This window comes from Pseudotamlana agarivorans (assembly GCF_001642835.1).
GTDB lineage: Bacteria > Bacteroidota > Bacteroidia > Flavobacteriales > Flavobacteriaceae > Pseudotamlana > Pseudotamlana agarivorans.
The window spans coordinates 409407-421999 of the sequence record NZ_LXEI01000002.1 but is presented as its reverse complement, the minus strand read 5'-3'; the positions used below and the strand labels follow the sequence as shown (position 1 = coordinate 421999).

The 12593-nt window shown below is 38.4% G+C and carries 9 protein-coding genes; 5 read left to right on the top strand and 4 right to left on the bottom strand.

The genetic code is table 11. The annotated features are described in order from the left end of the window. Positions 1 to 67 precede the first annotated feature (67 nt). The 4 genes from A6I66_RS05165 to A6I66_RS05150 all read left to right on the top strand — a co-directional run bounded on the left by A6I66_RS05165 (position 68) and on the right by A6I66_RS05150 (position 7423). Positions 68 to 3922 carry a T9SS type A sorting domain-containing protein gene (locus A6I66_RS05165; protein WP_067146296.1) on the top strand — a complete coding sequence of 1285 codons (3855 nt, stop codon included), beginning with the start codon at positions 68 to 70 and terminating at the stop codon, positions 3920 to 3922. Positions 3923 to 4064: 142 nt separating this feature from the next. Continuing rightward, a complete protein-coding gene (locus tag A6I66_RS05160; RefSeq protein ID WP_067146294.1) occupies positions 4065 to 5486 on the top strand; it encodes an L-serine ammonia-lyase in 1422 nt (473 codons plus the stop codon). Positions 5487 to 5690: 204 nt separating this feature from the next. Next, positions 5691 to 6509, top strand: coding sequence for a 3-methyl-2-oxobutanoate hydroxymethyltransferase (gene panB / locus A6I66_RS05155; RefSeq protein WP_067146292.1), 819 nt, complete (start codon positions 5691 to 5693; stop codon positions 6507 to 6509). 209 nt (positions 6510 to 6718) lie between these two features. Further along, the gene (locus tag A6I66_RS05150; RefSeq protein ID WP_067146290.1) at positions 6719 to 7423 is read left to right on the top strand and encodes an RluA family pseudouridine synthase; all 705 of its coding nucleotides are present in this window, start codon (positions 6719 to 6721) and stop codon (positions 7421 to 7423) included. 95 nt (positions 7424 to 7518) lie between these two features. Here the strand turns inward: A6I66_RS05150 and A6I66_RS05145 are convergent, their stop codons facing one another. The 4 genes from A6I66_RS05145 to A6I66_RS05130 all read right to left on the bottom strand — a co-directional run bounded on the left by A6I66_RS05145 (position 7519) and on the right by A6I66_RS05130 (position 10762). Continuing rightward, positions 7519 to 8364, bottom strand: a complete 846-nt coding sequence (locus tag A6I66_RS05145; RefSeq protein WP_245683425.1) for a sensor histidine kinase — start codon at positions 8362 to 8364, stop codon at positions 7519 to 7521. A 594-nt stretch (positions 8365 to 8958) separates the two neighbouring features. Next, entirely contained in the window at positions 8959 to 9459 is a 501-nt protein-coding gene (locus A6I66_RS05140; RefSeq protein ID WP_067146288.1) for a hypothetical protein, read from the bottom strand. Positions 9460 to 9496: 37 nt separating this feature from the next. Beyond that, positions 9497 to 10234: a hypothetical protein gene (locus A6I66_RS05135; protein ID WP_067146286.1), complete on the bottom strand. Its 738-nt coding sequence runs from the start codon at positions 10232 to 10234 to the stop codon at positions 9497 to 9499. Between the two features lie 9 nt (positions 10235 to 10243). Further along, positions 10244 to 10762, bottom strand: coding sequence for a hypothetical protein (locus A6I66_RS05130; protein ID WP_067146285.1), 519 nt, complete (start codon positions 10760 to 10762; stop codon positions 10244 to 10246). Positions 10763 to 11022: 260 nt separating this feature from the next. Between A6I66_RS05130 and nhaC the strand changes: the two genes are divergently transcribed. After that, a complete protein-coding gene (gene nhaC, locus A6I66_RS05125; RefSeq protein WP_067146282.1) occupies positions 11023 to 12489 on the top strand; it encodes a Na+/H+ antiporter NhaC in 1467 nt (488 codons plus the stop codon). The last annotated feature ends 104 nt before the right edge of the window (positions 12490 to 12593 follow it).

The window sequence follows — 12593 nt, the reverse complement described above, 5'->3', positions numbered from 1 at the left end:
TAATCTTTAGTTTTCATGTTCATAAACTTAACAAAGTACATTGCGCCCTTAACCAAATTATGTACACATGAAGAAAATTACGCTATTTAGCGCACTTTTACTGACTTGCTTTATCGGGACATCCCAAGCAATATTAAAAGTAACCGAAATCTGGCCCGGTAACGAACCTGGCAATAATTTAACATCCGATTGGTTTGAAATCACCAACGAAGGGACAACCGCCTGGGTATCGGGTGTGGATGCTGATTTATACTATGATGACGACTCTCAAGACCCTACTAAAGCTGTAATCATTGAAGGGATTACAGAAATTAAACCTGGCGCACATGTTATTGTAATCATTGGAGAAATCACAGACATTGATGAATTTAACCATGTATGGTCTCAAGATTATAATATGACAGGTATTGAAATCGGCTATACCGATGGCCCTGGTCTTGGCGGCGGCGGTGATGGTGTGACTTTATTCTTAGGTGATCCAACACTAACAAGTAACATTATTGACTTTCAAGCTTACCCTGATGCTGATGCTAATGGCGGACAATCATACGACGTAGCCTTAGCTGCATTTAGTACGGCTGCTAACGCTAACCATGCTGCTCCTACGACACAAACAGTTAACGATGAAGGCCAAGCCGCTATCGGATCGCCTGGTAATCAAGGTCCTTTAGCTGCTGGTTTCGATTTAATGGTAACCGAAATTTGGCCTGGAAACGATCCGGGCGATAATTTAACTGCAGACTGGTTTGAAATTAAAAACAACGGTTTAACGGCATGGGTAGCCAGTACTGATGGTGCCCTATACTATGACGACGATTCACAAGATCCTGCAAGTGCCGATATCATTGAAGGTATTAGTGCGATCCAACCTGGCGAACGTGTTATTGTGATTTTAGGAGACGCTACCGAAGCCAACGATTTTAAAACGCTTTGGACTTTAGATTATGATATGACGGGTATCCAAGTAGGCTATTGTGCTGGTTCTGGTCTTGGTAAAGGAGGTGATGGTGTTACCCTTTTCTTAGGTGATCCATTAGTAACGGCAAACATGATTGATTATGCAACCTACCCAGATACTAATGGATTTGGCGGACAATCATACGACGTTGAATTTACTACCTACAGCACAGTTGGTAATGCTTCTCAAGCTGGTGCAACCAACACAAGCATGAATGATGAAGGCCAAGCCGCTATCGCTTCTCCTGGAAACCAAGGGCCTTTAGCTACTTCTACTCCAACATTAACCATTACGGTTGATACCGCTAACCTATCTAACTTTTTAGATTTACCAGAACAAAATATAGGTTCTGCTAGTGGTGTGGTTCACGATCCTACCGATCCAGCAAGCATCTACGGGATTCCATTCCTTGTTTCAGATGTTGAAACTCCTGTTGCCGATTTACAAGTATCGGTTGCTAGTAGCGACGAATCCGTAGTACCTAACGCCAACTTAGTGTTAACTGGTACCGATGCTAACCGATTATTAAAAATCACCCCTACGGCACTAGGTTTTACAACCATCACGGTAACTGTTCAAGACACCGATTTAAACACAGCCACTTACACTATTAATTATGCGGCTTCTGAAGCTTCTGTGTCACCAACAACAAGTCATTTTTATACGGGTGCTTCCGATGGATCAACAGGAATCACTGTTGAAGATGATTACATCTGGATTGGTGATGATGAAGATCAAACCATCCGATTATATAACGGAAACCAATCAGGTTTACCTGTGAAATCTATCGATTTTAACGCCGATTTAGGGTCTACCGAAGAAGTGGATATTGAAGGTTCATTCCGTTTAAACAACACGATTTACTGGACAGGTTCTACTGCGGAAGCCGATAGATCGGTAATCTTTACTACCGAAGTATCTGGTTCAGGAGCTAATTCAACCCTAACTTATGGCGATAAATACAATAGCCTACACGACGATTTAGTGGCTTGGGATACCAATAACGATCACGGTTTAGGCGCTAATTACTTCGGATTAAGTCAAGTTATAGAAGTTGAAGCTTTAGCTTTAGCACCAAACAGCACCACTACAGCTTACTTAGGTTTAAGAAGTTCGACTTCTGAAAACAACGCCATTGTAATCCCGGTAACAAACTTTACAAGTTTACCAGGTATGGCTGCTGGTTCTGCTACTTTTGGAACGCCTATATTTTTAGACCTTAACGGAAGATCTTTAAGAAGTATGGAGTGTAACGATGGTGGTTGTGTTTTAATTGGTGGGCCATTTAATATTCAAAATGACTTTAAATTATACACTTGGACCGGTCTTGCTACCGATACTCCTGAAATGCGTAGTGCCGATTTAACAGCGCTTCATACCAACGGGTCTTTTGAAGGTATTGCAGATTTACCAAACAGCACTTTTTTAGGTACAGATGGTGATACAGATACGATTAAATTATTAGTTGATCTTGGGGCTACTGTAATTTACAACGATGGTAACGAAAATAAAGACCAACGTGTGCAATGGAAAAAATTTAGAACCGATATCGTGACTTTAGGTCCTGTAGCACAACCAATCATACAAACACCAGTAATTAATGAATTTGTGGCAAATCATGCTGGAAATAACACCAATGAATTCATTGAAATATTTGGCGCACCATTTACCGATTATTCAGCATATTCGGTAGTCGTTGTTCAAGCTGATGAAGGTAGTACGGGTAACATCACGTCGTCTCATAACTTAGGAACAACAGACGAAAATGGTTTCTGGAGCACAGGTTTCCTTACCGATGTGATTGGAAATGGAAGCATCTCGCTTTTACTTGTTGAAAACTACACCGGATCTGTTGGAAACGATATTGATACCGCTGATGATGGTGCTATCGATACCGTTTACTGGAGTACGATTGTTGATGGTATTGGTGTTATTGATGGAGGATTAAATGACTTCGCCTATGTGGTGTCTTTAGTTCCTAATTTTGATGGCGGCTCAACGACCTATGGTGGAGCCTCTCGCATGCCTAATGGTACAGATACAGATAGCCCTAACGACTGGATTAGAAATGATTTTAATGGAGAAGGATTTTCAGGGTTTACAGGAACACCTACCGAAGGTGAAGCCTTAAATACACCTGGTAGCAATAATAAACTTGTTGGCCCTATTTTAAATATTACCGAAATCTGGGCTGGTAACGACCAAGGAAGCAATTTAACGGCAGACTGGTTTGAAATCACAAACAACGGCCCAATAGCATGGACACCTGCTTCTGGTGGTTTATATTTTGACGATGATTCACAAGACCCTAATGCAGCAGTTTTAATTAGCGGAATCACTTCTATCCAACCAGGCGAATCGGTAATCGCTATTGATGATGCTAATGCCGATGAATTTATAGCCGTTTGGGGTGCTTACTATAACCTTACCGATGTACAGATAGGAACTTACGCTGGCGCTGGCTTAGGTGGTGGTGGTGATACTGTAACCTTATGGATTGGTGACCCAACTACCGTAGGTAATATTGTTGATGCACAAGCTTTCCCAGATACAGCTACAGCACCAGGACAATCTTATGATGTTGAAAAAGGTGCCTTTAGTGTCATTGGAGATGGGATGTACAAACCTGTAGCTACAGCGGTTAACGACGCTAATGAAGCTGCTGTTGGTTCCCCTGGAAATCAAGGTCCAACCTTAAGCGATCTTGAAACCAATGCTAGTGTAAATACTGTAAAAGTATTCCCAGTACCGTTTAACGACTACCTGAACTTACAATTAAATTTACAGGCACCTGTAAGCTCTAATGTAGAAATTATAGACATTTTAGGAACTTCGGTTTATAATGAAACCATGGTATTGTCAAGTGGAAAAACAACGCTTGGATTTGTATCTAATTTACCTTCAGGAATCTATATTTTACGTATTGCAGCATTAAACACTGCTATTAAAATTGTTAAGCAATAATTAAGCTTTAACACTATTAAAAAGGTCGGTTTACTAGATGTGTAAACCGATCTTTTTTTTTACAATTATTTTAAAATACCTCAAGTCGTTGGCGGCATAAATCACTTTTAAAAACAATATATTTGCAGAAAAATGCTGCCCTATGGAATGTATCTCTGTTTTCGACATGCTTAAAATTGGTGTAGGTCCTTCTAGCTCCCATACTTTGGGACCTTGGCGTGCCGCCGAACAATGGATAGCCGAACTAAAAAAAGCCAATACCTTTGGCCAAGTCGATAACATACAAATCGATTTATATGGGTCGTTATCATTAACAGGTAAAGGGCATGCTACCGATTTAGCCATCATGTTAGGCCTTACAGGAGCCGATCCCGAAACCATGCCTACTGAGGATATAAACCGTATTATTTCAGAAATAAAGGAAAGTAAAACCCTGTGTTTCAATAACGAAAACCGTATCCCATTCGATCCGAGTACCGCTATTGTTTTCAATAAAAAATTTCTGCCTTTTCATTCCAACGGACTTCGATTTTCAACGGTTATAAAGGGCAAAAAACAAAGTTCTACCTTCTACTCTATTGGAGGTGGTTTTGTGGTTAAAGAAACCAAAAACAACGCAAAAAAGAATTTCGAGATAAAATGTAGTTTCCCCTATCCTATCGATAAAGGCACCGAGCTGCTTCAATTTTGTAAAACCTGGGACAAATCGGTTTCAGAAATTGTTTTAGAAAACGAAAAGTCCATCCGTAGTGAGGAAGAAATAGACACCGAATTAAAACGCATCTGGGACACCATGCTAGATAGCATGTACTTGGGCTGCCATACCGAAGGGACACTTCCTGGCGGATTAAAAGTACGTCGTCGCGCCTTCGATATCCATCAAAATATAAAAGGCACAGCGCCTTATACGAATCCTGTCGAGTGGATTTATTCCATCAGGCAAACCGAAGTTAAATTCCGCCAAATCCTAAAATGGGTAAGCTGTTTTGCCCTTGCGGTTAACGAAGTTAATGCCTCTTTAGGCCGTGTGGTTACGGCACCTACCAACGGAAGCGCAGGCGTAATTCCTGCCGTGCTCATGTACTATTTGGTTATTGAAAATCACGATGGAAATTTCGAAGACATCAAGCGTTTTTTACTGGTCGCTGGCGAAATAGGAAGCATCTTTAAAAAAGGCGCAACCATTAGTGCCGCTATGGGCGGTTGTCAGGCCGAAATTGGCGTGTCTTCAGCCATGGCTGCTGGTGCTTTATGCGAACTCCTTGGTGGCACACCAGAACAGGTTTTGGTTGCTTCCGAAATTGCTATGGAGCATCACCTCGGGCTTACCTGCGACCCCATTGGCGGACTCGTGCAAATTCCATGTATCGAGCGCAATGCCATGGGCGCCATCAAAGCCATTAATGCAGCAGAATTAGCGCTAGACACCAACCCCGAAAACGTCAAAGTACCTCTAGATAAAGTCGTTTCAACCATGTGGGAAACCGCCAAAGACATGAGTAGAAAATACAAAGAAACCAGCGAAGGCGGCCTTGCCGTGGGCGTTCACCTCACCGATTGTTAGTTGTTTTTGGGCGCAACCCTAAGGGGTCGGGCTATCCGTTGCAAGTCCGCGGTCGTACCTCCCTGTGGGCTTTTCACTACTATCCCTTGCGCAACCAGCGTTAAATGACAACCCCATCGTAAAACGAGAAGCTAAAGCCATAAAAATTTAGCCATATCTGCTTTATTTAGTATTTTTGCTGCTCATAAATTTTATACAGAAAAAATGTCTACAGCAAAAAAAGAATACAAACGAGTAACCGTAAAAACATTAGTCGATATGAAAGCTCGTGGCGAAAAAATATCGATGCTTACCGCATACGATTATACCATGGCTAAAATCGTAGATGGCGCTGGTGTCGATGTCATTCTTGTTGGCGATTCGGCTAGTAATGTTATGGCAGGTTACGAAACTACGCTGCCTATTACTTTAGACCACATGATATATCATGCCTCATCGGTAGTACGTGCTGCAAATCGCGCTTTAATTGTTGTCGACTTACCTTTTGGAAGCTACCAAAGTGATCCTAAAGAAGCCCTGCGTTCGGCCATTAGAATCATGAAAGAAAGTAGAGCACATTCTGTAAAATTAGAAGGTGGTAAAGAAATTAAAGAATCTATAAAGCGTATCTTAAATGCTGGAATTCCTGTAATGGGCCATTTAGGTTTAACGCCGCAATCCATTTATAAATTCGGTACTTATACCGTTCGTGCTAAAGAGGAAGAAGAAGCAAAACGCCTTATCGCCGATGCTAAAATGCTAGAACGTATTGGTTGTTATGCCATCGTTTTAGAAAAAATCCCTGCTCAATTAGCCAAAGAAGTTGCCGAAAGTGTTAGTATTCCTATTATTGGTATTGGTGCTGGTCCAGATGTAGACGGACAAGTTTTAGTACTACACGATATGTTAGGAATGACCCATGAATTTCATCCTAGATTTTTACGCCGCTATTTAAATCTTTACGAAGACATGACCACAGCCATCGGCCAATATGTAGACGATGTAAAAACAACCGATTTCCCCAATGAGGAGGAGAAGTATTAGGCTTTAGGCTTTAGGCTTTAGGCTTTAGGCTTTAGGCTTTAGGCTTTAGGCTTTAGGCAAAAAAATAAATTACAGTAGGCTATTTGCTTTTAGCAATAATAAATAATCATTAATAAATTTTAAATTGTTATGGGCTGTAAACTATAAACAATAAATACGCATCCCCCTAACTAATAACTAGTAACCATCAACCAATAACCAACAAAAAATTGACCGCCTCGAAGATCCTTTCTAACAAATCCAACCTTCAAGTACTTTACGAAGACAATCATATTATTGTTGTAAATAAACGTGCTGGCGATATTGTGCAAGGAGACAAAACAGGCGATAAACCTTTGAGCGATGTGGTTAAGGAGTATATTAAAGACAAATACAATAAGCCTGGAAATGTGTATTTGGGCACGGTTCATCGTTTAGATCGCCCCACAACAGGCTTAGTAATTTTTGCAAAAACCAGTAAAGTTCTACCGCGATTAAACAAACTGTTTATATCCAAAGACATTCAAAAAACCTATTGGGCAGTGGTAAAAAATCAACCACCAAAAACGGCTGATACCTTAACACATTGGCTGGTTAAAAACCCGAAAAATAATAAATCTAAAGCCCACGATAAGGAGGTTACTGGGAGTAAAAAAGCCGTACTTCATTATAAAGTTATAAAAAAGCTAGACCATTATTTTTTACTAGAAATCAATTTAGAAACAGGCAGACATCATCAAATAAGGTCTCAACTCGCCACTATAGGTTGTTCGATAAAAGGCGATTTAAAATACGGCTTCGACCGCAGTAATAAAGACGCTAGTATTCATTTACACGCCAAACACATTGAATTTATTCATCCGGTTAAAAAAGAAGCAATAACCATTGATGCGCCGCTTCCTGAAGATGTTATTTGGAAGGCCTGTGCTTCCTAGTTATCTGAACTCAAAACTGCAATCCGAATAATATAATAAGAGGCATTTGAAGTAGGATTTAAGTACTTCTTAATGATTAAAAATACAACGTAACTTTAAACATCAACCTCTTCCTGCGTAGCATTGTCCAACGGATAACGAACAATCAACTCCACCCCTTCTCCAGGTGCACTATTCAGAGTTAATTCGGCATTAATCAATTTTGCACGGCCATTCATATTAATTAGTCCGGAGCCTTTTTCTATGGTATTGATGTCAAATCCTTTCCCATCATCTTTAGCGGTAACAACCAAATAATCTGCTTGGTAATCTAAAATAATATGAATGTTTTTGGCTTGTGAGTATTTTACAGAATTCGATAAAAACTCTTGAAGGATTCTAAAAAGCATGACTTCGTCTTTACTACGAGGAAAAAGCTTGTTATCCCCAACAACCTCAAGTATTGCTTTGTCAAAGCGCATGCGCTCTAGTCGAATCAGTTCGTTTGAAATCGATTTTTGAAAACCTAAATCCAAAACCACTTCGCCGTTAAGTGTTTTAGATAAGGCTCTTACTTCGGTCAAGCTCGAATTAAAGGTTTCATTAACTTCAGCAACTTTAAATTCTAAGGATTCCGGACTCAAACGCAGTAATGAGCGAGACTGCATATTTCCAAATATTAATAATTGTCCGACGCTATCATGTAACTCCCAGGCAATATCTTTTAAAATCTGTTCTTGAGTTTCGGCTTTAGCAGTAGCAATTTGGGTTTCAAATTCCTGTTCGCGTTTAATTCTTTCTTGCAGAAGTTTATTTTTACGAATATTAAACATCACGAAAAACGCAATAAACAGCACTACTATAATAGCCAAAACATTAATCATGTATATCAGCATATAACGCTCTGCCGAAGATGTACTGGCCAAGCGTTCACCTGCTTCCATAATGCTTAAAACAATCATAAAATAGTGGGTTAGTTGTTTCTCTCTCTAGAAAACTTGAAACGACTACTTTATAGATTAAAAGTGCCAAGTTTTCTTAATGAGGCTAAAGATATTGAATATATCACGAATAATCGAGCAGGAACAGCAGTGAATGTGTTACAACCGCTTCTTAGGGTAGAGATTCTTCAGTCGTGCCTCCTTCTAAATGACAGCATAACGCCTATAGCATACAGCTTAAAGCGTACCGCCCAGAGCCCAGACCTTGTCATCCTGAGCTTGTGGAAGGCAATTAAGGGTAAAAGTTAAATTTTAGATATTAGAAGTAGAAATTGGTTGTTGGTTGTTGGTTATTGGCATAAAGCGTACAGCGTAAAGCAATAAACCTCTGCGTTACAACAATTTCTTATGATAAAGATTATTAAGTCGAACCTCCTTCTGAATCACAGTATGCTGCATACAGCGTTAAGCATACAGCTTAAAGCATAAAAATACAAAACAAAAAACAGCAGTTAAGCATAGCTCTTAAAAAGAGAACATCGCTAAAAACTGCTGCTAAGATTATTACTTGTTTTGAATTAAACGTAAATGTTTACTTGTAAATGATTCAAAAAATTAAGGATTATACCCTCCTGAACCTCCTGCACTTCTGTTCAACGGTCCTACAGGGATATCTTCATCATTACCAAAAAAACTCAAATTTAAAACACTGGCTTTAACTGTATTTTCATATCCTGTAGGCGCGATAAATAAGGTATTTTGGCCTTCTTTTTCTGGATAAGCGGCTAGGTAAACACGAATACCATTCATGTTATAACCTTTGTCTTTGGCTTCTTGTTGGGCGTAGTCTAAATAATTACGTATATCTTCTAACGACCACCAAAACGATTGGTGTTGCTCACTAAACTTACTAGAGCCCGCTTTATTAAATAAAGCGGCATTTTTATCTTGCCAAGCCTGATGTAAATCTTGTGCTTCGTTTATAGTAATAACACCATCTGGCTTGTAAAAAGAAGTGTTACCAGAGTTTTCGCTGTCATCTTTAGAACAGTTAAATGCTAAAAAACCAAACACCGTTATAAGTACGATGCGCTTTAATTTAAATAGATGTTTCATAATAAAATGTCGATATTTATTACAAACATAATCAAATTTACTTACAATCAACTATTTCGTTTTTTCGTGGTCTACAATATATTAAAGCAACTGTAAAGCACAAATACATAAATAAATTAGCGAAAATATAAATTTGTTGCCTTAAATGAACATAATTCCAGTCACTAAAAGAGTTCACTTCATCATATGTATAATAAACATCATAAAAAGTCAGAGGTGTAATTATAATCCACCACATAAAAATAACCACACTAATGTAAAAATTTAAATCCTTATAAAAATATAGAATCTTTTCGCTTAGTAACATTTCTACAAAATAGAGTGAAGAACAAAGTACAACGGTAAAACCTCCAAACACTATGACACTGCTGTAATATTCAAGAAAAAATTGATTCAAATGAGTCCCTATATATACTAGAGAAAATATTAAAAATAAAATAGAAACTCCTAATACAATATTTTTAGACAACTTGTAATGTAAAATTTTACGGTAGTAAAAAGTATAAAACAAAACAGCACCAATATCCCACGATAAAGTACCCAGCCAGTAATTCTTCTCAAAAACGGTACCTATTAAAAACTCTAATGCTTTGTCTTCGCTCACATATTGTGTATACAAGCCTAAAGTATCTACAACAGTTACATATAGTAAAAATATTATAAAATATTTAGCAACACTATGTTTGTAATACTTATAACACAACAAACCTATAATTGCTGTTAAGAACTCTAGACTTAAAAGGTAATAATAATTTTGAGTTAAAAAATTAAGCACAAAAAATATTTATTGAGGAAAATCACCTGTACCACCAGTTACTTTGTTCAATGGACTTACATCTAAATCAGTTGGCCCTCCTTGAAGGTTAAAATTTAAGCTACTGGCTTTAGATGTGGTTTTGGTTCCTGTAGGAACAATAAACATGGTAGATAAGTTTTTCTTTGCTTGACCTTGGTTTTTACCGTAAACCCCAAGATACACTCGCAAACCTGTTACTTCATACCCTAAGCTATCTGCTTGGCTTTTCGCATAAGCGATATAGTTTTCTACTTCTTCTAAAGGCCAATTAACATTACGAGTGTCCTTATTTCGTCCTCCATATTTTTTTGAAGCCGAATCGACTGCCTTTTGTCTATACTTGCTCCAATTGTCGTTTAAAACCTTAGCTTCATCAAAAGTAATTAAACCTTTTGGTTTTACAATCTTTTGCTCAGCCACCTCTTCTTGAAGCGGTCTTGGACAAAAATAATAAGTAATAACTGCTCCTAAAATAAAGCCTAATACAAGTAGTACTAATTTTTTCATTTGTTAAAATTTGGTTTGATTAATAATGCCTAAATGTACTAAAAAGATTTTGTTATGTAAGAATTTGATTGTTATGGAAGGATGGGGTTTGTTTATATGTTTAATCGTGGATTTGGTGATTTGTTGATTTGGTGATTTGTTTAATCGTTTAGGCGTTTAACTGAAAACTGCGACTGAAACCGAGACTGAAACCGAGACTGAAACCTAAACTTGCGTAACTTCTACGAAAATCGTAACATTACCGTTACAAAATCACCTTCATGCAAGACGACAAAAATATTTCTGAATTTGAAGCCCAAGGGCAGCATATTATAGAAAACAAAGCCCTAAATTTTACTGCAGCCCTAATTCCTGTTCTGGTTTTAATGAGTTTTTTAGCCTACAACATTTTTTTTGCTAACGGCGAAATGTTTGGGGAATATTCTAATCAAATTATTTTATTAATTGGTGCGGCTATAGCTGCTGTAGTAGGTTTTTTAAACAAAGTATCCTACCAACTCATGCTGCAAGAAATATGGGAGAATTTAAAAAGTGTTTTTGTTCCTATTATGATTTTATTTTTAGTAGGAGCCTTAGCCGGAACATGGCTAATTAGCGGCGTTATTCCGGCTATGGTTTACTATGGTTTACAGGTTTTAAGTCCGCAGATATTCCTACCCGCCTCTGTGGTTATCGCAGCGGTTATTTCTATAGCTACGGGCAGTTCTTGGACCACCTCGGCGACTGTAGGTATTGCACTTGTGGGGATTGGTACGGCTTTGGGGCTTCATCCTGGTATGATTGCTGGTGCTGTTATTTCTGGGGCTTACTTTGGTGATAAAATGTCACCTTTAAGTGATACCACCAATCTAGCGCCTGCTATGGCGGGAACCGATTTGTTTACTCACATTAGGTATATGGCCATTACAACGGTACCTACCATTGTGATCACTTTAATTGTTTTTGGGATTTTAAGTGCAACCACCGAAACTTCGGGAAGTGCCGATGTTAGCGATTTACTGCAAACCATAAAAACCACCTTTAACATTACCCCTTGGTTATTCGCGGTTCCTGTGGTGGTAGTTGGTCTCATATTATTAAAAACCAAACCTTTGGCCGCTTTATTGGCCGGGGTATTATTAGCTGCTATTTTTGCTTTTGTGTTTCAACCGGATATTTTAAACGGAATAGGAGATTCAAAATTCTCAGCGGTAATCACTTCCATTTTAACAGACACCCAAATAAGCACCGATAACGAGAAACTCAATGAACTTTTTGCTTCTGGCGGCATGAAAGGCATGTTATGGACCATCTTTTTAATTATTTGTGCCATGATTTTTGGTGGTGTGATGGATGGTATTGGAGCGTTAGCTCGAATTACTCAGGCTTTATTAGCCGTAGCAAGTTCTATATTCGGCTTGTTTGCTAGTACCGTAATTAGTTGTTTGGGATTAAATATTATTGCTTCCGATCAATACTTAGCCATCGTGATTCCTGGAAAAATGTTTAAACAAGCTTACGCCGACAAACAATTAGCTCCAGAAAATTTAAGTAGAACGCTTGAAGATTCGGGTACCGTAACCTCAGTACTCATCCCTTGGAATACCTGTGGGGCTTATCAATCTGGCGTTTTAGGCGTTGGTGTTGGCGAGTACTTTATCTATGCCATTTTTAATTGGTTGAGTCCGTTTACCACCTTATTATTCGCTGCGCTAAACATCAAAATAAAGGAACTCGCCTCTAAATAACTGAAAACTATTCAGTTTAAATTTTACTATAACAAAAATCTATAGTTTGATAAATTTTTAGGATTTAATTATTCTAAAAAATCTATATTCTATACTACATTTGC

Bases quoted from the DNA above. Each gene is read 5' to 3' on its own strand.
- nhaC (WP_067146282.1), top strand. From the start codon at position 11,023: ATGCAAGACGACAAAAATATTTCTGAATTTGAAGCCCAAGGGCAGCAT.
- panB (WP_067146292.1), top strand. From the start codon at position 5,691: ATGTCTACAGCAAAAAAAGAATACAAACGAGTAACCGTAAAAACATTA.
- A6I66_RS05140 (WP_067146288.1), bottom strand. From the start codon at position 9,459: ATGAAACATCTATTTAAATTAAAGCGCATCGTACTTATAACGGTGTTT.
- A6I66_RS05145 (WP_245683425.1), bottom strand. From the start codon at position 8,364: ATGATTGTTTTAAGCATTATGGAAGCAGGTGAACGCTTGGCCAGTACA.
- A6I66_RS05165 (WP_067146296.1), top strand. From the start codon at position 68: ATGAAGAAAATTACGCTATTTAGCGCACTTTTACTGACTTGCTTTATC.
- A6I66_RS05130 (WP_067146285.1), bottom strand. From the start codon at position 10,762: ATGAAAAAATTAGTACTACTTGTATTAGGCTTTATTTTAGGAGCAGTT.
- A6I66_RS05160 (WP_067146294.1), top strand. From the start codon at position 4,065: ATGGAATGTATCTCTGTTTTCGACATGCTTAAAATTGGTGTAGGTCCT.